Below are 20589 nucleotides of genomic sequence, written 5' to 3' on the forward strand. Positions count from 1 at the left end.
GGACACCTCGATGACCACCCTGACCACACCGTCGCGGGCGGCGGATCCGCCTCCGCCGCGGAGGATCCCGGACCCGCCGAGATACCGCGGGCTGCTCGGCCTGTCCCGTGAACTGTGGCTGCAGTACGCCGTCCTGCTGGTGCTGGCCGTGCTCGTGCTGGCGCCGATCGTGCCGACGCTCTACCAGTCGCTGCTCGACCGGCCGCTGTACGAGGCGGGCGGGACGCTGAGCCTGGACAACTACGGGCGGCTGTTCACCGACGCCGGCTTCGGGCGCGTGGTGCTGAACACGGTGCTGTTCGCCGGCCTCACCAGCATGCTGTCGCTGCTGATCGCGGTGCCGATGGCGGTCGTGGTCGTCCGCACGCGGCTGCCGGGCGGCCGCTTGTTCGCCGCGGTGATGCAGTGGCCGTTCTTCATCTCCTCGCTGATCCTGGGCTTCGGCTGGATCATCATGTACGGGCCCGCCGGGTTCGTCAGCGTGCAGGTCCGGCAGATGCTCGGAACCGTCCCGTGGAACCTGTACTCCATCCCCGGCATGGCGTTGACGGAGGCGGTGGGGCTGGCGCCGATCGCCTACACGTTCTGCGCCAACGCCCTGCGGCAGAGCGACGCGTCGCTGGAGGCGGCCGCCCAGGTCTGCGGCGCGGGCCCGCTGCGGATCCTGCGGTCGGTGATCGTGCCGATGCTGCGGCCCCCGATCGTCTACAGCACGATCCTGGTCGTCAGCATCTCGATCGAGACGCTCAGCGTCCCGCTGCTGTACGGGGAGCCCGTGCACATCGAGGTGTTCTCCACCTTCCTGTACACCAACGGTCTGAAGTCGATCCATCCGGACTACGGCGTGCTCGGCGCCGCGTCGACGCTCATCCTGCTGGTCACGATCGGTCTGGTCGCGATGCAGGCCAAGATGCTGCGGAACGTGCAGCGGTTCGTGTCGGTGCGGGGCAAGGCGACGCGGGTGCGGCCGCTGGACCTCGGCCGGCTGAAGTGGGTGAGCGTCGCCCTGATCACCCTGTACGTGGTGCTGGGCGCGCTCGTCCCGATCGGCGGGCTGGTGTTCCGGTCGTTCACGCAGGTCTTCACGCCGCTGCAGTCGCCGTTCAAGACCCTCACCGCCGACAACTACGACCGGATCTTCAGCTACCCGGTGTACGTCCAGTCCATCCGCAACAGCCTGATCGTCGCCGCCGTCGGCGCGGTGCTGGTGAGCGTGCTGTCGGTGCTGGCGGTGATGGTGGCGCGGCGCTCGTCGTTCCGGTTCGCCCGCGCGGTGGAGTACCTGGCGCTCGCGCCGCAGGCGATGCCCGGCATCATCGTCGGCATCGGGCTGTTCTGGGCGATGGCCTTCGCGCCGTTCGGGATCGGCGGGCTGGTCCAGAACACCCTGTGGGCCATCATCATCGGCTTCGGCCTGCGGGCCATGCCCGGCGCGTTCGGGTCGCTGTCGCCCTCGCTGATGCAGATCGGCCGGGAGCTCGACAACGCCGGACGCGTCTCGGGCGCCGACTGGCTGCGCACCTTCGCCCATGTCCTCGCCCGGCTGCTGCGCCCCGCCTTCGCCGGCGCGCTGATCCTCACCTTCGTGACGATGCTCAAGGAGTACACCCCCGCGGTGTTCCTCGGCTCCGCCGACACCAACGTCATCGGCACCACGATGCTCGAGCTGTGGGTCCAGGGGAACACCGGCTCGGTCGCGGCGCTGGCCACCCTGCAAATCATCATCACCGCGGTCGTCGTCGGGGCCGCGGGGCTGCTCACGAGAGGGCACAAGGATGCCTGAGGTCACCATCGCGAACCTGTCCAAGAAGTTCGCCGCCACCACCGTCCTGCACGGCATCGACCTGACGATCGAGGACGGCGAGTTCTTCACCCTCCTCGGCCCGAGCGGGTGCGGCAAGTCGACCACCCTGTCGTGCATCGCGGGCCTGGAGAAGCCGACCACCGGCAGCATCGCCGTCGGCGACCGCACCTTCGTCGACATCGCCGCGAACACCTTCGTACCCCCCGAGGGCCGCAACCTCGGCATGGTCTTCCAGTCGTACGCGCTGTGGCCGCACATGACGGTCGCGCAGAACCTGGCCCTGCCATTGAAGATCCGCAAGGTCGACAAGCAGCAGAAGCAGTCGCTCATCGACGATGCGCTGGACAAGGTCGGTCTGCTGCACCTCAAGGACCGCTACCCGCACCAGATGTCCGGTGGACAGCAACAGCGCGTCGCACTGGCCCGCGCGCTCGTGTACTCGCCCACGGTGCTGCTGCTGGACGAGCCGCTGTCGAACCTGGACGCCCAGCTGCGCGAGCAGGCCCGCACGTGGCTCAAGCGGCTGCAGTCCGAGCTCGGCATCACCACCGTCTACGTCACCCACGACCAGGAGGAGGCGCTGGCGCTCAGCGACCGGATCGCGGTGATGCAGGAGGGCGAGATGGTGCAGGTCGGCACGCCCACCGAGATCTACCAGGAGCCCGCCACCGCCGGGGTGGCCGCGTTCGTCGGCCGCTGCAACTTCCTGCTGGGACGGGTCGAGAAGACCTCCGGCGCCGGCGCCGAGATCGTCCTGGACTGCAACGGCCAGACCATCCGGACCCGTACCGGGGAGGTCGAAGCCGGCCAGGCGGTGAGCGTGGCGATCCGGCCCGAACGGCTCAAGCTCCTCACCTCAGCCCGCACGCCCTCCGACGGCGCGAACGTCCTGAAGGCCCGGGTGCTGAACAGCTCCTACATCGGCTCCCGCCACGAGTACGAACTGCAGATCGGCAACCAGCTCGTCCAGGTCCTGACCGGCCGCCCCGGCCTCGGCGGCGAGGTCGCCCTCAGCGTCGAACCCGAAGCCTGCCTGCCCTATCCGACCACCGAGCCGGTCTCCGGCGACGTCGCGGACCTCACCACTCTCGCCTCCTGAACAGCCAAGGAACCCTGATGACCGAGAACACCGCCGCCCGGCAGTACCGCCTGGGCGTCCTGGAGGGCGACGGCATCGGGCCGGAGATCGTCCCGGCTTCCGTCCTCGTCGTCGATGCCGCCGTCGCGGCCGTCGGCGCCCCCGCCATCGAATGGCACGACCTGCCGCTCGGCCGCGCCGCGATCGACGAGCACGGCGCCGCCGTCCCCGCCGCCACGCTCCGGGCCCTGGCGGAGTTGGACGGCTGGCTGCTGGGCCCGCACGACAGCGTCTCCTACCCCGAACCGCACCGCTCCCAGCTCAACCCGTCCGGGACCATCCGCAAGCACTTCGGCCTGTACGCCAACATCCGTCCCGCCAAGGCCATCAACGACGAGGACGCGGTCGTACCGGGAACCGACCTGGTGATCGTGCGGGAGAACACGCAGGGCTTCTACGCCGACCGCAGCACCTACAAGGGCAGTGGCGAGTTCATGCCCACGCCCGACGTGGCCATCGCCCTCGGGATCATCACCCGCGACGCCGTGCAGCGCATCGCCCGGTCGGCGTTCGAGCTGGCCCGCCGCCGGAACCGCCGGGTCACGATCGTGCACAAGGCGAACGTGCTGAAGCTGACCACCGGCCTGTTTCGGGACGTGTGCCGCGAGGTCGCAGCGGACTACCCCGATGTGGAGGTCGACGACTTCCACATCGACGCGATGACCGTCCACCTCGTCCGCCGCGCCGACGCCTTCGACGTCGTCGTGACCGAGAACATGTTCGGCGACATCCTGTCCGACCTGGCCGGGGAGATCGCCGGGTCCCTCGGCATCGCCCCGTCCATCAACGCCTCCGACGACCGGGCCATGTCCCAGGCCGCGCACGGATCGGCCCCCGACATCGCCGGCCGGGACATCGCCAACCCCACCGCGATGATCCTGTCCAACGCGATGCTCCTGGACTGGCTGGGCGGACGCTACGGCGACCCCGCGCTGTGCCAGGCCGCCGCGCTCATCGACCAGGCCGTCACCGACACCGTGCGGGCGGGGACCAAGACCCGCGACATGGGCGGGACGGCGGGCACCGGCGAGTTCGCCGAAGCCGTCGCCGCCACGATCAAGCGGCTGTGACCGGCCGAGAGAAAGGACGCGCGGTGAACCCCACCGTCGCCATCATCAACGCCACCCCCGCCTCGATGGCCCCCGCGGCCCGCGGCCTCGCCCGCGAGTTCCCGGAGGCGGCCGCATGGCACCTGCTGGACGACCGCCTGGTCGGCGAGGCCGACGCGGCCGGCGGCATGACCGGCCCGCTGCGCCTCAGGATGCTGCGCCTGATCGACCACGCCGTCCAGGAGGGAGCCGACGCGGTCCTGCTGTCGTGCTCGATGTACGGACCGGTCGCCGCGCTCGCCCGCCAGATATACGAGGTCCCGGTGCTCGGCTCGGACGAGGCCATGTTCACGCGGGTCGTGGAGGAAGGGCCGCGACGGGCGCTGGTCGTCGGGTCGCTGGACTCGGCGGTCGCCGACTCGATGCACCGCCTCACCGCCGCGCTGGGCGGGATCGACGTCGACCTGGAGGGGGTCACCGCGCAGGGAGCGGCCGCCGCCGCAGCGGCCGGAGACCACGACGCGCTGCTCGTGTCGCTGGTCTCCGCGGTGAAACCGCACATGGCGGACGACCCGCTCGTCCTGCTCGCCCAGTACTCGCTCACCACCGCCGACACCGGCCTGCAGGACGCGCTCGGCGCCGCGGTGCTCAGCCCACCGCAAGCCGCGGCACGCGCCCTGCGGGCCCGCCTTCTCGGGGAACGTCCATGACCGCACCGGCCCTCGGCTGCATCGCCGACGACTACACCGGTGGCACCGACGTCGCCGCTGCGCTGCGGCGATCGGGGCTGTCCACGGCCCTGCTGTTCGGCCCGCCCGACGACGAGAGCGTCCTGCCCGACTGCGACGCCGTCGTCGTCGCGCTCAAGACCAGGACCGCACCGCGCGCGCAGGCGATCTCCCAGCACCTCGCCGTCCATCGCTGGCTCGCAGGCCAGGGCGTCACGCGTTTCTACATCAAGTACTGCTCGACCTTCGACTCCACCGCCCGCGGCAACATCGGCCCGACCGTGGACGCCGTCATGGAAGCAGCCGACGCGGCCATCACCGTCATCTGCCCAGCCGCACCCGAACACGGACGCACCGTCTACCAGGGGCATCTGTTCGTCGGCACGCGGCTTCTGTCGGATTCACCGATGCGGCATCACCCGCTCACCCCGATGACCGAATCCGATGTGGCGCGGCTGCTGGCACCGCAGACTCCTCATCCGGTCGGCCTGGTGCCGCACGCCGTGATCCGGCAGGGGCCGGCCGCGGTGCGAGGCGAGTTGGGCGCCCTGCGCCGGCAGGGAATCCGGCACGTCGTGGTCGACGCCCTGGACGACGACGACCTCGACATGATCGCGCTGGCGGCCGACGATCTGCCCGTCCTCACCGGCGCGGCCGGGCTGGCGCGCGCGATCGGCGACCTGATCTCCGCCGACGGGGGAGTGGGCCGTACCGGGGAGACGCCGCCCTTCCCCGAAGGGCCGGGGCTCGTCCTCAGCGGAAGCTGCTCGGCCGCCACGCTGCGGCAGGTCGCCCGAGCCGCCGCCGCATTGCCGTCCCACCGGATCGACCCGGTGACCACACCCGACCCCCACATGCTGCGCAAGAACGCGCTGGAATGGCTCGACGCGCACGTCAGGGCAGGAAAGGGATCCGCTCTGGTGTACTCCTCGGCCCCTCCGGGTGAACGGGACGGGCGCGCGCTGGGAGACGGCACCGGCGAGGCCCTGGAACGGATTCTCGCGGATGTCGCCCGGCACGCCGCCGCCCTCGGTTTTCGCCGCATCGTGGTGGCCGGCGGCGAGACGTCGGGCGCCGTGCTCAACGTCCTCGGCGTCCGCTCCGTCGTGGTCGCGGCCGAGGTGGACCGGGGCGTCCCCTGGTGCCTGACGACGACCGAACCGGCGATGGCGCTCCTGCTGAAGTCCGGGAACTTCGGCGCCGACGACCTCCTCGTCCGAGCGATCAAGGCCGCGCCGTGAGCGGTGACATCCGCCGGCAGATCGCCGCGCTGGGCGCCTCGTTCCACGCACGGCGCCTCACCCACGGCAGGACCGGCAACATCAGCGCCCGCCTCGACGACGGCTTCCTGGTCACCCCGACCGGCAAGTCGCTGGGCGATTTGGATTCCGACGAACTGTCCCTCGTCGCCCTCGACGGCCGCCACCTGGACGGCCCCCGCCCCTCCAAGGAGGCGTTCCTGCACGCCGCCGTCTACCGGGCGCGTCCGGGCGCCCGCGCCGTCGTGCACCTCCACAGCACCCACGCGGTCGCGGTGTCGTGCCACGCGGACATCGATCCGGCCGACGCCCTGCCGCTCCTGACCGCCTACTACGCGATGCGGGTCGGCCGCCTGCCCGTCCTGCCCTACCACGCCCCGGGCGACACGGCCCTCGAACCCGTCGCCGAGGCCGCCGCCGCGTGCGACCACGCCTTCCTGCTAGCCAACCACGGCTCCATCGCCGCCGCCCCCGACCTGGCGACCGCCGCGGACATCGCCGAAGAGATCGAGGAGACCGCCAGGCTATGGCTCCTGCTCCACTCCCAACCCACCCGGCCGCTAACCCCGATCCAGGCGGCGGCCCTGCAGCCGGGCGGCGGCCGATGAGCCCGCTGCCGCCTGGCCCGCTCACCGAGCTGGCCACCCGCATCCTTACCAGCCTGGACGTGCCCGAAGACGACGCCCGCCTGGTCGCCGCCAGCCTCGTCACCGCCGACCTGTGGGGACACCCGTCCCACGGGCTACTCAGGCTGGGCTGGTACGTCGACCGGATCCGATCCGGCGTCATGCGGCCCGTCACCGACATCGCCACCGTGCTGGACGGCGGCGCGGTCACCGTGCTGGACGGCCGGGACGGCGTCGGCCAGATCGTCACCGCCCGCGCCTGCGACCACGCCGTCCGCCGCGCCGCCGAACACGGAACCGGTGTCGTGGCGGTCCGCAACAGCAACCACTTCGGGACCGCCGCCTACTTCACCCGCCGGATGGCCGAACAGGGCTGCCTGGGCATCCTCACCACCAACGGCAGCCCCGCCATGGCCCCCTGGGGCGGACGCGAGAAGACCGTCGGCGCCAACCCCTGGTCCATCGCCGTCCCTGGCGCCGGGCGCGGCCCGGTCGTTCTGGACATCGCCAACACCACCGTCGCCCGCGGCAAGATCTACGCCGCCCTCGAACGCGGCGAACCCATCCCCGAGGGGTGGGCCATCAGCGCCGACGGCGCCCCCACCACCGACCCCGAGACCGCCATCGACGGGATCGTCCTGCCCATGTCCGGGCACAAGGGCTACGGCATCTCCTTCATGATGGACGTCCTGTCCGGCGTCCTCACCGGCAGCTCCTACGGAACCGACGTCGCCGGCCCCTACGTCCCCGACCGGCGCAGCGGCTGCGGCCACCTCGTCATCGCGGTGCGCATCGACGCGCTGCTGGAACGCGGCGAATACGACGCACGCATCACCGACCTCATCGACCGGACCAAGCGCGTCCCGCTCGCCGAGGGCGCCGAGGAGATCTTCTATCCCGGCGAGATCGAGGACCGCGCCGCCGCCGTCCGCAGCCACGAGGGCATACCGCTGCCCCGCCGAACGCGCGCCGACCTGCACCGGATCGCCGACGAATGCGGCCTCGGCGCGGACGCGGAATTCCTCCTTCCCGGACCGGAGCAGCCGTGTACGTCGTGATCGTCCGCCTCCGGATCCGGCCCGAGAAGACCGACCGATTCCTGCAGGCGATCCAGGTCAACGCCGCGGAGACCCGGGCCGAACCGGGATGCCTCCGTTTCGATGTGCTCCGCGACACCGAAGACCCGGACACCTTCTGGCTGTACGAGATCTACCGGGACGCCGAGGCGTTCCACACCGAGCACCGCTCGGCGCCGCACTACGAACCATGGCGGCGAGGGGCGGCGGAATTCGTCGTGCCAGGAGAACACACCAATTTCCACGGCGTCCCGGTCTTCCCCGCCGACATGCCCGAAGAAGCCCTGCTCCCCGGCCCGAAGGAGGAACCAGCGCGATGAGCGGAACGCTGACCGGCACGGTCGCCTCCGAACACGACGACTTCGGCACCCGCGACCGGCTGGACGTCGGCGGGAAGAGGTGGAACGTCCACCGGCTCGACACGATCGCGCCCGCCCACCTTCCCCTCAGCCTGCGCGTCGTCCTGGAGAACCTGCTGCGCCACCAGGACGGCAGTGGACATTCCGCCGCGCAGATCGAGGCACTCCGCACCTGGGACGGCGAACGGGACTCCGGCACGGTGGTGGAGCTGCGGCCGTCCAGGGTGTTCCTGCACGACACCAACGGAGTTCCCGCCGTGGCGGACCTCGCCGCCATGCGCGACGCCGTCGCCGCCCTCGGCGGCGACCCCGGCCTCGTCAATCCGCTGGTCCCCGCCGAACTCGTCATCGACCACTCCGTCATCGCCGACGAATTCGGTCACACGAAAGCCCGCCTTCACAACGTCGAGCTCGAATACCTCCGCAACAGCGAACGGTACGAATTCCTGCGATGGGGACAGAAGGCGTTCAGGCACTTCACCGTGGTGCCGCCCGGTACCGGCATCATGCACCAGATCAATTTGGAGCGCCTCGCGCAGGTCGTCACCGTCCGCGACGGATGGGTCTTCCCCGACGTGTGCCTGGGCACCGACTCCCACACGACGATGGTCAACGGCCTCGGCGTTCTAGGCTGGGGCATCGGCGGCATCGAAGCCGAGGCCGCGATGCTCGGCCAGTCCCTCTCTTTCCCGCTCCCCGAAGTCGTCGGCGTCCGCCTGGACGGAGTCCTGCCCGCCGCGGTCACCACCACCGACCTCGTGCTCACGCTCACCGAACTCCTCAGAGCCCACGGAGTCGTCGGGAAGATCGTCGAGTTCCACGGCCCCGGCCTCGACGCCCTCACCGTCGAGGACCGCGCCACCATCGCCAACATGAGCCCCGAGTTCGGCTCCACCGCGGGCTTCTTCCCCATCGACGACGAAACGCTGCGGTACCTGCGCTTCACCGGACGGCCCGACGACCACGTCGCGCTCGTCGAGGCTTACGCCAAGATGCAGGGACTCTGGCGGCGAGACCGCGGGCTGTGGTTCTCCAGCGACCTCCGCCTCGACCTGACCACGGTCGTCCCCTCCCTCGCCGGACCCCGCCGCCCCCAGGACCGCACGCCACTGACCAGGGCGCGCAGCACGTTCCAGCAGACCCTCCCGCAGACCCTCGCAGCGGGCACCGACCCGTCCGCGCAGGCAAGCGTGCACCTCGACGGCACCGAGCACCGGATCGGGCACGGCGCGGTGGCCATCGCCGCGATCACCTCGTGCACCAACACGTCCAACCCCGCCGTGATGGTCGCCGCCGGCCTCCTGGCGCGCAACGCCGCCGAGCGGGGATTGACGCGTGCCCCCTGGGTCAAGACCACCCTGTCGCCCGGCTCCCGTGTCGTGATGGACTACTACGCCGACGCGGGCCTCACCCCGCACCTGGAGGCGCTCGGCTTCCACCTCGCCGGGTTCGGCTGCATGACGTGCATCGGCGCGTCCGGACCACTGATCCCCGAAGTCTCGGAGGCCGTCCGCGACCACGGCCTCAGCGTCGCGGCGGTCCTGTCGGGCAACCGCAACTTCGAAGGCCGCATCCAGCCAGAAGTCCGGATGAACTACCTCGCCTCCCCGCCACTCGTCGTCGCCTACGCCATCGCCGGCACGATGGACATCGACCTGACCCGCGAACCCCTCGGGCACGACCAGGACGGCCGCCCGGTCCTCCTGGCCGACATCTGGCCCGACGAACACGAGGTCGCCGACATCGTCGCCACCTCACTGCGACCCGAAATGTTCACCACCGCCTACGAATCCGTGTTCGACGGGGACGCCCGATGGCGCGACCTGTCCGCCCCGCAATCGCGGCTCTTCCCCTGGAACCCGGCCTCGACCTACCTGAGAAAGCCCACCCACCTCGACGACTTCACCCGCCGGCCGCGCCCCGTCCAGGACATCGAAGGCGCCCGCGTCCTGGTGAAACTCGGCGACTCCGTCACCACCGACCACATCTCGCCCGCAGGAGCCATACCCGCCCGCACTCCGGCCGGCGAGCACCTCACCCGCCTCGGAGTCCCCGCCGACCAGCTCAACACCTACGCCTCCCGGCGCGGCAACCACGAGGTGATGATGCGCGGCGCCTTCGCCAACGTCCGCCTGCGCAACCACCTCACCCCCGACGTCGAAGGCGGCTACACGAACTGCGACGGCACCACGACCACCATCTACGAAGCAGCCGAGACCTACCGGCGGGTCAGCACACCGGTCATCGTCATCGCGGGCCGCAACTACGGCGCCGGATCCTCCCGCGACTGGGCCGCCAAGGGACCCACCCTCCTGGGCGTCCGCGCCGTCCTCGCCTGCGACTTCGAGCGCATCCACCGCTCCAACCTCGTCGGCATGGGCATCCTGCCGCTGCAGTTCCTCGACGGCCAAGACGCCGACACCCTCGGCCTCACCGGCCACGAGACCTACACCATCACGGGCCTGACCGCACTCGACAACGACGTCGTCCCACTGACCGCCACGGTCACTGCCAACGGCACGGTGTTCCAGGCCAGGATCCGCTTGGACACCCCACGGGAAGTCGACTACTACCGAAACGGCGGCATCACCCCCTACGTCCTCCGCGAACTGCTCACCGGGAAGGCCGAAGCAGAGGCAACCTAAGGGCAGCACACGCCCGTGCTGAAGATGTGCTGGTCAACGGTATCGCGCGGCGGGAACTGCAAGCAGGCTCGGACCTGCTGACAACCTTCTGCTCACCCGCTACGTCCAGCGCTCCGCAAGCGCACTGCGCCGAGGCGCGCGCGTGCCGCTCCATCTGGGGCATCAGTACTTGACTAGTTGTTGCGGGCCGTGAGGTTGGTGACGCCGGGGTGAGCGTGGCGGAATGAGGAACGGGCCTTCCTCGGCGGCAGGATGAGAAACGACCAAGTACCTCGTCCGCCGGCAAGAAAGGCCCGTCTGTGGCCCACCGCAACGCGCCGCTGTCTGTGGCGGGCCGTCGCAGGCTCGTCCAGCGCTGTCAGGATCGTCCGATCGCCCACGTCGCCGCGGAGATGCTTACGCCGGTCTCCCGGGTGTACCCCCAGACCGAGCAGGTAGCCAAGGACGCCGCCGGCTGCTCGGCCGAACGCGGTCACGCCTTATGGTGAGCGAGGTAGACGACGAGCAAGATCGCTACGACCCACCCCGAGCAGGCGATGAGCAACGCTTTCCAGTACCAGTCCGAGACGCGGACAGTAACGTTCGGAACCCCCACGCTTTTCGCTTCGCGCACCACCTCTGTCACCGGCTCCGTGACGCCAGTAAACGCGGTGGTCTGTTCGCTCAGGCGGTCCACTACCGAGCCAAGTGACCGGGCCTCGTCGAGCACTCCCCGAAAGTGCATGACGCTTAGGTCCAATTGGTGCATGGTGTCCGGCAGGGACCCGAGCCGTTCCGCTGCCTGCAGGAGCAACGGAACGTAGTCCGGGAGACCAGCCTATTCAGGCCGGCGCGCCACCATGGCGGGCGGCTCTTGCAGACCATGACCGTCCTGGAGGCACGGCGGGCCACGGCCGGATTGAGCCGGGCCAGGCGGGTACCGTTCACGTTGGTGTGCCGGGAAGTCTGGTCGGCGGTCAGGACCGGTCCGTCCAGCGGAAGGCGCACACCATGAGAGCGGAGCAGAGCCGACGCTGCGGGAAGCCGGTACGACCGCCGGCCGCCGCCAGGGTGATGCATGCGCGGCCCGTGCTGTTGTTCGCGTTCGCGTTCGCGGTGATGGCCGATCCGGTGTCGTCGGTGGCCTATGCGATCGAGGCCGCACTGCGGGCTCTGCATGGTGATCTCGGTCTGCTGCTCGCCACGATGAGCCTGGTAGTGGCGATCGTGGTACTGGTCATCATCAACTACCACCAGCTGGTGGCGCGATACCCCCAAGGCGGTGGCGCGGCCGCCGCGACCGGGGAGGCCTTCGGAGAGGGAGCCGCGTTCGTCCCGATCGGCGCGTTGATCGTCGACTTCGTCCTGACCATCGCCATCAGCTCCGCCGCCGGCGCCTCCGCCGTGATCGCCGTTGCTCCCGCGCTGGCGCCGTGGAGGATCCTGATCGCGGTGCTGCTGGTCGTCGTGGTGGCGGGCGGCACCTGGTTCGGGCATCTGGGCCGGACCGTCTTCGCGGTGATGACGCTGGTGTTCATCGTCGTGGCGGCCGCGGTTCTGGTGAGGGGGATGTCCGCCACTCCTCACCCGACGGGGACCATCACCACCCATGCCGCGCACCCGCCGGTGCTCGCGGTCGCCTTGGCCTTCCCCGTCGCGATGGCGCTGGCCACCGGAATCGAGGCGCCCTCCTCGGCGATCGCGCAACTGGGCCAACTGGACGACCGAGGCCGCCGCCGCTTCGGCCGCACCACGCTGTGGCTCACCCTGGCCATCGTCGGAACCCTGACGCTGGGACTGACGGCACAAGCAGTACGGCTGAGAGTCGGCATTCCCCATTCGGACACGACGCAGATCGCCGAGCTCGCCCGCGTTGCCGCCCCCGGCCCGATCTTCGCGGCGTTCCAGGCGCTTACAGCCCTGTTGCTGCTGTCAGCCGCCAGTTCGTCGTTCCAGGCCGGACCCGGACTGCTCAAGGCGCTGGCCCGCACCCCCGGCCGGGAAGACGGCACCGGCAGCGGGATCCTGCCGGCTTGGGTAGGACGCACCAACATCCACCACACACCGTACTGGGGTGTCGTGGTGTTCCTGCTGATCTCCGCCGCGGCGACCGTCGCCGCAGGCGGCCGCGACCAAAGACTCGTCCTCTTCTATGCCGCGTCGGTGTTCGTCAGCTTCATCGCGGGCCTGACCGCCATGACGCGCTTCTCGCTCCGCGACCGGCGGTGGGCGCTCCTGGTCGTCAACGTAGTCGGTGCGCTGGCCGTCGCCTTCACCCTTCTGGTCAACCTGACCCGTGGTGACCCGATCGTCTCCATCGGCGCGTCACTGGTCATCGCCGCGGTTCTGTATTGGCAATGGGTCCGGTCCGGACGCCCCCGTGGTATCCGCAACGCTGCCGCGCAAGCCGAAGCCCCGCAGCCGGGGGGCCGCCCGTCCGGTTGAGGCGACCGCACCATGCGACACGGCGACATCCCGCACAAAGAGAGGGGCGCGCGAGGGCGCCCGGCATTGCGGGGAGGCGACGCCGTACAAGCGTCCGCATTCCTTCGAGGCGCTGGAGCTGTGGAGGGGGACGCTGGTGCTCGTCCGGGCCCTGCACCGTGCCGGACGCCCGCCGAGAAACCGGCGGCGTAGGAGTGGTTTCGGGACGTGGAAGCCCACCTCGCCGTGCTGGTATCGGTTCGGCCGGAGCGGCCGCTCGGGAACCTGCGCGCCCCGCCTATCGGCTGCGTCGGGTGGGAGGCCGGGCGCGCCTAGATCGGACGCCGGCTCTCTGGGATGGGCGGATGGTCGCCCTGGTCGGTCCGGGCCGGGGGCGGACAAGACGCAGCCGGCGACGACCGTTGCGACGGAACCGGCCCGCCGGTTTCCGGCGGCGCGTGGTTGGTGGAGCCGACGGCCCGACGAGTGCCGCGCGAGTGGCCGAGGCGCTCGGCGCGCGCGCCGATACGGGCCAGCTTCGTGCCGCGGAGTGGTTGGTCGACGCCTTGTCGCATGGCGTGCAAGGAGACCATGGGGCTCGTCGGGCCGCCACGGGGTGGCCCTGGCGGCGAAACGCTGGGCGGCAAGGACGGCCTGACCGTCAGGAAAGGCCCGACGGTGATCAGGACGGTGCTGTGGCGCCTGGATCCGCTCGACATCTCCGCTGGTCGAATGCATGAAGGGTCTTGGGCGGACGGCCCCGCCCGTCAAGATCAACTCTTGGTGAGAAGTGGAAGTGACGGGTGATCACCGCGTGAAGAGGAGTGCGGGCGCCTCATCTTAGTGGATCCGCCGTCCGCGATGAACCCGCATTATGCCCCAAATGTCCCAATAGGGGTCTTTGTCGATATTGGGGAGTTGAGGCGCGACCTTCGCGCGGTCACCCGGTAGGGGCGCGGTACGGGTACCCGCGCGAGGACGGATCACCTCATCATCGACGGGTGGCTTTGATGGCCCCGCGGGCGGTTTGGTGGATCGCCCGCGACGGCATCGGCGTCGCCGGGCCGGCGTAATCCGGGTGAGGGGAGGGATCTTGAGGTACGAAGTCTTGGGGCCGCTCCGCGTGATCGACGAGGGCGGTTCCAGTTCCATCAGCGCACGGAAGGTCGAGACCGTACTGACCGCCATGGTGATCAGGTCGGACCAGGTGGTGACGCTCGACCAACTGATCATCGAGGTTTGGGACGATGCGCCCCCGCGCCGTGCCATGGCCGGACTTCACGTCTACATATCCCAGGTTCGGAAGTTCCTCACCCGACCCGACCGTGAGGAGAGTCCGGTGCTGACCAAGCCGCCCGGCTATCTGCTCCGGAAGGGCACCGACGATATCGACTTTCACATCTTCCAGCGGCTGGCCGACCGAGGGCGGGCCTGCATCAGGGAACGCCGGCATGAGGAGGCCGCGGACTGCCTGGAGCGAGCGCTCGGCCTGTGGCGCGGCCAGGCGCTCGGCGAAGTGCGCACAGGCCCCATCGTCGGGGGCTTCGTCCGATGGATGACCGAGCTGCGCCTGGAGTGCCTGGAGATGCTGGGCGACGCCTACCTCAGGTTGGGCCGGCACCGGGAGCTCATCGGCTGGCTGTACTCGCTCATCGCCGAGAATCCGCTGCGGGAGGCCTATTACCGCCAGCTCATGCTGGCGCTGTACCGCTCCGACCGGAAGGCCGACGCGCTGCGGGTCTACCAGTCGGCGCGCAGGACGCTCAGGGAGGAGCTCGGCCTGGAACCGTGCCAGGCGCTGCGGGATATGCAACGGGCCATCCTTTCCGCCGACGAACGGCTCGACCTGCGCATCGCCTCCTAGAACCACCGGGCACGACGAACACCGAAGGCGTCACCGCAGTCAATGCAAAGGGGTCAATTCTAGGTAAAATAAAACCGATATCTTCCCTGCTCTGATGGAGTTGGAAGGTTATCAACGTGTCAATAACTGCAGGGTTATGATTGCCTTGCCTTGGGTCTGGGTTATCGTGGCCCTGTGGTTTAAGGGTAATCGTGCGCTGCCGCCGATCGGCCATCGCCTTGCCGGGTTGCGGTGAACTCGCTCGATTCGTTCGGCGTGCACGGAGTGTGCTGCGTGCGTCAAAGAGGCGCATTTCAAGTAATGTCCAGGTGTGTGATTTTTGTAAATCCGGCGCAGCGTGAGCGTTGATATCACGGACGGTCACCAGTCGTGACGTTTGGTCGGTGTTGTCAAACAATGGGGCGGATGTAAGGATGGTGGCATTTGTGAAGCGAACAGGTCGGGGGTGCTCCGAATCAATGGTGCTGACGCGTCAGGGTTCCGGTAGGTCGTAGAAATGGAGCGTTCTGCTTAGGAGTTGCTCATGATGTGGGTCGGCAGGGAGGATGAACTAGCCACCCTGAAAGGCCTGTTCACGAGCTTCTCAGGGGGCTCGGTAGTGGTGATTAGCGGGGGAATAGCCACCGGTAAGACGGCTCTCCTGCGCACCGTCGGCGAGTGGGCGGCCGAGTCCGGGGGCCTGACGCTGAGCGCGGTCGCCTCCCGGAGCGAACGCGACCTGCCGCTGGGGGTGCTGGAACAACTCTTCCGAAGTCCCGGGCTTCCGCGTGAGAGCGCGGAGCGGGCGATGCAATGGCTGGACGCCGGCGGCCTGAACACGTGGGCGCGGGAACCGGTGCCCGGCGAGGACGCCGTCCAGGTCCCCACCCACGTCCTGCGCGGGATGCTGGACATCCTGCGTGACCTGCTGGAGGAGCGGCCCGTCGTGCTCAGCGTCGATGACGCGCACCACGCCGATGTGTCGTCCCTGCAGTGCCTGCTGTACCTGGTGCGCCGGCTGCGGGGCGCGTGCCTGCACGTCATCTTCGGCGAGTGCTCCCATTCGAAGGGGGCGAGCGCTCTGATGCGCAGCGAGTTCCTCCGGGAGCCGCTCTTTCGGCGGATACGGCTGGAGCCGCTGTCCCGGGCGGGCGTCGCCGAGATGGCGGCCGCACATCTGGACGACCGCCCGCCGCACGACCTGGTCACCGAACTGTACGAGGCGAGCGCGGGCTACCCGATGTTGGCGCAGGCCTTCCTGGACGACTGCCGCGACGGCTCGTTCCGGTGGTCCGGCGGGATGGCGGGCGAGGCGTTCAGCCGTTCCGTGCTCGCTTTCCTCTACCGGCACGACAGCCCGGTCGTCGAAGTGGCACGTGCCATTGCGGTACTGAACAAGCCGGTGTCGCCTCTGCTGCTCGCCGGCGTCCTTGACATAGACGTCGATGCCTGCAGCCAGGTCGTCCATATGCTGACCACGGCGAGGGTGCTGGTGAACGGGCGGTTCCGGCACGAAGCGTTCCAGGCCGCCGTGTTGGAGGGCACGCCCTCCAACACGCGCCAGGCCACCCACGCGAGGATCGCCGACCTGCTGCACAACGAGGGCTTCCCGGCGGTGGAGGTGGCGGCGCACATCGTCGCGGCGGGCCGGCTCGGAGCACCGTGGGTCGTGCCGATCCTCCAAGAGGCCGCGGAACACGCCCTCGCCGACGACGATGTGACCACCTGCATCCGCTACCTGCGGGCGGCCTGCCAGGTGTGCGACGAACGGCAGCGCGCGGCGGTGGTGTCCATGCTCGTCGACGCCGAGTGGCGGCTCGATCCCGCCGCCGTCCTGCGGCGGCTGCACGAGTTCTGCACCGCCGGCGACGCCGAGCCCACCGAGGGCTCCGACAACTTCATACCCGCCAGCTACCTGCTGTGGCATGGGCGTGTGCGCGAGGCCCTGGCGATCCTGGACCTGCTGGCTTCGGACCATGGGGCGGCGGCGGAGTGCGAGAAGGCGAGCACCGTGGATCTCGACGGGCCCGGACTCTGGGGCGCCTATCTGTATCCGGCCCTTTTCAAGCACCGCCGGCCGGTGAGCCCGCCGCGGCACGATCCCATTCCGGTCCTGATGAATCCCGAACTGCAGGGGGCCGATGTGATCGCGGCCGAGCTGGTGCACGGAAAACGGCCCGGAGTGCTGGCGGCGGCCGAGGGAATGCTGCAGCGGTCCCGGCTCAGCGAGCGCATGCTCGCCCCCCTGACCGCCGCGCTCGCCGCCTTCACCTACAACGACCGGCTCCGTGAGGCCGCAGGCTGGTGCGACGCGCTGCTCGCCGAGGCGGCCGTGCGGCGAAGCCCGACCTGGCATGCCCTGTTCGCGGCCGAACGGGCGATGATCCATGTCCGGCAGGGCGAGCTGCAGGCGGCGGAGGAGGAGGCGAAAGCCGCGCTCAGCCTGATCTCCCCGCGAAGCTGGGGCGTCATGGTGGGGCTGCCGCTGGCGTCGGTGGTTCTCGCACTGACCGGCAAGGGTGATCTCGAGGGGGCGTTGACCTATCTCGACGTCCCGGTGCCCGAGGCGATGTTCCAGACCCGGATGGGGCTGCACTACCTCTGTGCGCGTGGCCGCTATCATCTGGCCACGAATCACCCCCATGCCGCGCTGAGCGACTTTCTGGCCTGCGGCCGGCTGATGAGCGACTGGGGCATCGACCTGCCGGTCGTGGAAACGTGGCGCGGCGGGGCGGTCGAGGCCTATCTGCAGCTGGGAGACCTTCCGGAGGCCAGGCTGCTCGGCGACGAGCAGCTCCGCCTGACCGAGTCCGAGCACCTGCGGACGCGGGGAATGGCGTTGCGTGCCCAGGCTGCCACCCTCGACGTGGCCGCGCGCATCGCGGTGCTGGAGGAGGCGGTGGGGCTGCTTCAGGGCTGCGGGGGCAAGCTCGAACTGGCCTACTCATTGGCCGACCTGGGCCGTGCCTGCCTGCTGCTGGGCGAACCCAAGCGTGCGCGCAAGCACGCGCGCAAGGCCTTGGCGCTGGCTCGCCAGTGCGGCGCCAAGGCGCCGGATCAGAGCAGCGGATTCGATGCCGGCTTGGGGGGACCGGAGGGCGCCGCAGCCCAGGCCGACACCAACCCGGGGCTGAGCGACGCCGAACGCCGGGTGGCCGCCCTCGCCGCCGCCGGGTACACGAACAGGGAGATCTCCGAGAAGTTGTTCATCACCATCAGCACGGTGGAGCAGCATCTGACGAGGATCTACCGGAAGCTCAACGTGACGCGCTTCGAGCTGCAGGACGCGCTTCAGGACAACGGCGCCGAGGTGATGGATCCGGAGTGGTTGAGGATCCTCGAGAAGTGCAGCTAGCCGATCGGTCTTCGAGTACCCCGGGTGGGAGTCGAACCCACACTGTACGGATTTTAAGTCCGCTGCCTGACTACCTTTGGGCTACCGGGGCGTGGAGCGCTCACGATCGCGGGTGAGCGCCTTCTCAACGTAGGCGACGGATGATCTGCGTGTCAGCCCCTATTCGTCCGGCCGCGCCCCTGCCTATTCGGCGATTCGCGTGCGCATCGTCCAGCGGAAGACCGCAGGTTCCTGGTCTTCCGGCCGACTGGTGCGGCGGTCGTGTTCGAAATGCTCGTATCCGCCCCGGTGCGGGATCTTGATGGTTCCTCCGGCGGTCGGGGCGCGCAAACGCCTGGCCGTCTCCGGGAGATCGTCGGGCCCGCCGACGAGCACGACGTCGATGGGATTGCTTCGAGCGGCGTCCTCATTGATGCCTTTCATCGGGTCACCCTCCTCGCGTGTCGTTCATTCGATGATTTGCGTCACAGCGCGGCGGCGATACCCCGTGACCGCCCCTATTCGCAGGTCTGCGGGTCACCGGGGCGTTCGGGGTGGTCGTCCCCTTGCGGGCCCCTAGGCGGCACCGGGCACGCTGAGCGCGATCGTGGTGATCACAAGCTCGGCGCCGGCGAGCCAGCGCCCCTGGAAACCCTCGACCCGGCGGCCGTCGCCCAGGGCGTGCCCGGGGACGAGCAGCCGCGCGGTGAAACTGCGGGCCCGCGGGTCGAAGTCGATGTCGGCGTCCTCGAAACCGAGCGGGCGGCCCGTCAGCGGGAACCACGCCTTGTAGACCGACTCCTTTGCGCTGAACAGCAGACGGTCCCAGTGCATGGCCGGGTGCTCGGAAGCGAGCCGGACGATCCGGGACCGCTCCCGCGGGATCGCCACCGCCTCCAGCACCCCGTCGGGCAGCGGGCCGTGCGGCTCGGCGTCCACGCCGATCGCCACGCAGTCGCGGTCGCGGGCGACGGCCGCGGCCCGGTAGCCGTCACAGTGGGTCATGCTGCCCACGATCCCGGCCGGCCAGCCCGGCGCACCGCGGGTCCCAGGCAGGATGGGGGCGGCCGGAACCCCCAGCCGACCCAGCGCCTCGCGGGCGCAGGCGCGCACGGTCGCGAACTCCCGCCGTCGATTGGGCACGGCCTTGGCCACCAGCGCCTCTTCCTCGGGGAACACGTGGGCCGGGCGGCCGTCGCCGAAGGACTCCGCGGAACGCACGGACGCGGGCAGCAGGCTCTCGATCACACCCTGCTCCGCAGGGCGATCCGCACTTCGCTCGGACCGGGCGCGGGCGGAGGACGGCGCCGCCATTCGCGCGGATAGCCCACGGAGACTTCTTGGAAGGGCACCCCGTCGCACCAGATCGTGCGGGGAATGTGCAGGTGCCCGTAGACGACGGCGGCGGCGTTGAACCGCCGGTGCCAGTCGGCGGTGCGCTCGGTGCCGCACCACAGCGCGAACTCCGGATACCACAGCACGTCGGTGGGAGTGCGCACCAGCGGATAGTGGTTAACCAGCACGGTCGGCAGGGCCGGGTCCAGATCAGCCAGACGGCGCTCGGTCGACTCCAGCCTGGCGCGGCACCAGGCGTCCAGGCCGGGGTGCGGGTCGGGGTGCAGCAGGATCTCGTCCGTGCACACCACCCCCGCCTCGCGGGCCCGGGCCAGCGCCGTCTCCTTGGACGTGCCGGGAGGCCGGAAGGAGTAGTCGTACAGGACGAGGAGCGGTACGACCGTGACCGGACCTCCCGCGCCCTGCCAGACCGGATAGGGGTCCTCCGGGGTGACCACACCGAGGCTGCGGCACAGGTTCACCAGATGGGCGTAGCGCGCTTCTCCGCGCAGCGCCACCGGGTCCTCTCGCGGCGTCCACAGTTCGTGGTTGCCGGGCACCCACACGACCTTCGCGAAGCGCCGGCTCAGCGTGCGCAACGCCCACTCGATGTCGCCCATCATCTCCCCGACGTCACCGGCCACCAGTAACCAGTCGTCCTCGTTCCCAGGGCGCAGTGCATCGACCAGCGCCCGATTCTCCGGGAACAGGACGTGCAGATCGCTGATGGCCAAGAGTTTCGGGGGCGGAGTCAGAGATCCGGGCATTTGGCGACGGTATCCGGTGATCGGCCTCCACGGAAACCCTTGTTCCGGTCGCGTGGGATTCTGGGGCCATAATGACTCCCTTTTAGGGGGCGATGCGTTCTCGTAGGGGGAGGGCTCCCTCCGCAGGGGTGTGACGGCGGGTCGGCGATGTGATCGATTTCTGGGGTGCCCACGCATTGCGGGGCGGTGTGCAACGCGGGATACATTTCCCGCAGGCCCTGCT

Annotated in this window: 16 protein-coding genes and 1 tRNA gene; 12 read left to right on the forward strand and 5 right to left on the reverse strand. The window is 69.7% G+C overall.

Annotated features, from left to right (window positions below; all coding sequences use genetic code 11):
- Nucleotides 1-10: 10 nt before the first annotated feature.
- From ABD296_RS21580 to acnA, 9 genes are read left to right on the forward strand one after another with little or no spacing between them, the layout of a single operon-like run.
- A complete protein-coding gene (locus ABD296_RS21580; RefSeq protein ID WP_344269845.1) occupies nucleotides 11-1783 on the forward strand; it encodes an ABC transporter permease in 1773 nt (590 codons plus the stop codon).
- Nucleotides 1776-2903: an ABC transporter ATP-binding protein gene (locus tag ABD296_RS21585; RefSeq protein WP_344269847.1), complete on the forward strand. Its 1128-nt coding sequence runs from the start codon at nucleotides 1776-1778 to the stop codon at nucleotides 2901-2903. The genes ABD296_RS21580 and ABD296_RS21585 overlap by 8 nt, the downstream gene beginning before the upstream one ends.
- A 17-nt stretch (nucleotides 2904-2920) precedes the next feature.
- Entirely contained in the window at nucleotides 2921-4012 is a 1092-nt protein-coding gene (locus ABD296_RS21590) for an isocitrate/isopropylmalate dehydrogenase family protein (protein WP_344269850.1), read from the forward strand.
- A gap of 23 nt (nucleotides 4013-4035) precedes the next feature.
- Nucleotides 4036-4701, forward strand: a complete 666-nt coding sequence (locus tag ABD296_RS21595; protein ID WP_344269853.1) for an aspartate/glutamate racemase family protein — start codon at nucleotides 4036-4038, stop codon at nucleotides 4699-4701.
- Nucleotides 4698-5960, forward strand: a complete 1263-nt coding sequence (gene otnK, locus ABD296_RS21600) for a 3-oxo-tetronate kinase (protein ID WP_344269856.1) — start codon at nucleotides 4698-4700, stop codon at nucleotides 5958-5960. Before ABD296_RS21595 ends, otnK begins: the two co-directional genes overlap by 4 nt.
- Nucleotides 5957-6586: a class II aldolase/adducin family protein gene (locus ABD296_RS21605; RefSeq protein WP_344269859.1), complete on the forward strand. Its 630-nt coding sequence runs from the start codon at nucleotides 5957-5959 to the stop codon at nucleotides 6584-6586. Before otnK ends, ABD296_RS21605 begins: the two co-directional genes overlap by 4 nt.
- Nucleotides 6583-7662 carry an Ldh family oxidoreductase gene (locus tag ABD296_RS21610; RefSeq protein WP_344269862.1) on the forward strand — a complete coding sequence of 360 codons (1080 nt, stop codon included), beginning with the start codon at nucleotides 6583-6585 and terminating at the stop codon, nucleotides 7660-7662. Before ABD296_RS21605 ends, ABD296_RS21610 begins: the two co-directional genes overlap by 4 nt.
- A complete protein-coding gene (locus ABD296_RS21615) occupies nucleotides 7650-8000 on the forward strand; it encodes a putative quinol monooxygenase (RefSeq protein WP_344269865.1) in 351 nt (116 codons plus the stop codon). The genes ABD296_RS21610 and ABD296_RS21615 overlap by 13 nt, the downstream gene beginning before the upstream one ends.
- Complete coding sequence (gene acnA / locus ABD296_RS21620) at nucleotides 7997-10684, forward strand: aconitate hydratase AcnA (RefSeq protein WP_344269868.1); 2688 nt, start codon at nucleotides 7997-7999, stop codon at nucleotides 10682-10684. Before ABD296_RS21615 ends, acnA begins: the two co-directional genes overlap by 4 nt.
- Nucleotides 10685-11156: 472 nt before the next feature.
- Here acnA and ABD296_RS21625 read toward each other — a convergent pair whose 3' ends face one another.
- Nucleotides 11157-11393 (reverse strand): hypothetical protein, encoded by a 237-nt coding sequence (locus tag ABD296_RS21625; protein WP_344269871.1) that lies wholly within the window; start codon nucleotides 11391-11393, stop codon nucleotides 11157-11159.
- A gap of 359 nt (nucleotides 11394-11752) precedes the next feature.
- Between ABD296_RS21625 and ABD296_RS21630 the strand changes: the two genes are divergently transcribed.
- From ABD296_RS21630 to ABD296_RS21640, 3 genes are all read left to right on the forward strand, one after another.
- Nucleotides 11753-13108 carry a hypothetical protein gene (locus ABD296_RS21630; RefSeq protein WP_344269874.1) on the forward strand — a complete coding sequence of 452 codons (1356 nt, stop codon included), beginning with the start codon at nucleotides 11753-11755 and terminating at the stop codon, nucleotides 13106-13108.
- Nucleotides 13109-14180: 1072 nt separating this feature from the next.
- Complete coding sequence (locus tag ABD296_RS21635; protein WP_344269877.1) at nucleotides 14181-14951, forward strand: AfsR/SARP family transcriptional regulator; 771 nt, start codon at nucleotides 14181-14183, stop codon at nucleotides 14949-14951.
- 523 nt (nucleotides 14952-15474) lie between these two features.
- Nucleotides 15475-18285, forward strand: a complete 2811-nt coding sequence (locus ABD296_RS21640; RefSeq protein WP_344269880.1) for a helix-turn-helix transcriptional regulator — start codon at nucleotides 15475-15477, stop codon at nucleotides 18283-18285.
- A gap of 16 nt (nucleotides 18286-18301) precedes the next feature.
- Here the strand turns inward: ABD296_RS21640 and ABD296_RS21645 are convergent.
- The 4 genes from ABD296_RS21645 to ABD296_RS21660 all read right to left on the reverse strand — a co-directional run bounded on the left by ABD296_RS21645 (nucleotide 18302) and on the right by ABD296_RS21660 (nucleotide 20366).
- Nucleotides 18302-18376 (reverse strand) — tRNA-Leu (locus ABD296_RS21645).
- A 92-nt stretch (nucleotides 18377-18468) separates the two neighbouring features.
- Nucleotides 18469-18708 carry a DUF5988 family protein gene (locus tag ABD296_RS21650; protein WP_344269882.1) on the reverse strand — a complete coding sequence of 80 codons (240 nt, stop codon included), beginning with the start codon at nucleotides 18706-18708 and terminating at the stop codon, nucleotides 18469-18471.
- A 132-nt stretch (nucleotides 18709-18840) separates the two neighbouring features.
- Nucleotides 18841-19512: a 4'-phosphopantetheinyl transferase family protein gene (locus ABD296_RS21655; protein WP_344269885.1), complete on the reverse strand. Its 672-nt coding sequence runs from the start codon at nucleotides 19510-19512 to the stop codon at nucleotides 18841-18843.
- Nucleotides 19509-20366, reverse strand: coding sequence for a metallophosphoesterase family protein (locus ABD296_RS21660; protein ID WP_344269887.1), 858 nt, complete (start codon nucleotides 20364-20366; stop codon nucleotides 19509-19511). The genes ABD296_RS21655 and ABD296_RS21660 overlap by 4 nt, the downstream gene beginning before the upstream one ends.
- Between the last annotated feature and the right edge of the window lie 223 nt (nucleotides 20367-20589).

It is taken from the genome of Actinomadura napierensis, assembly GCF_039529375.1.
In the GTDB taxonomy this organism is placed as follows: Bacteria; Actinomycetota; Actinomycetes; order Streptosporangiales; family Streptosporangiaceae; genus Spirillospora; species Spirillospora napierensis.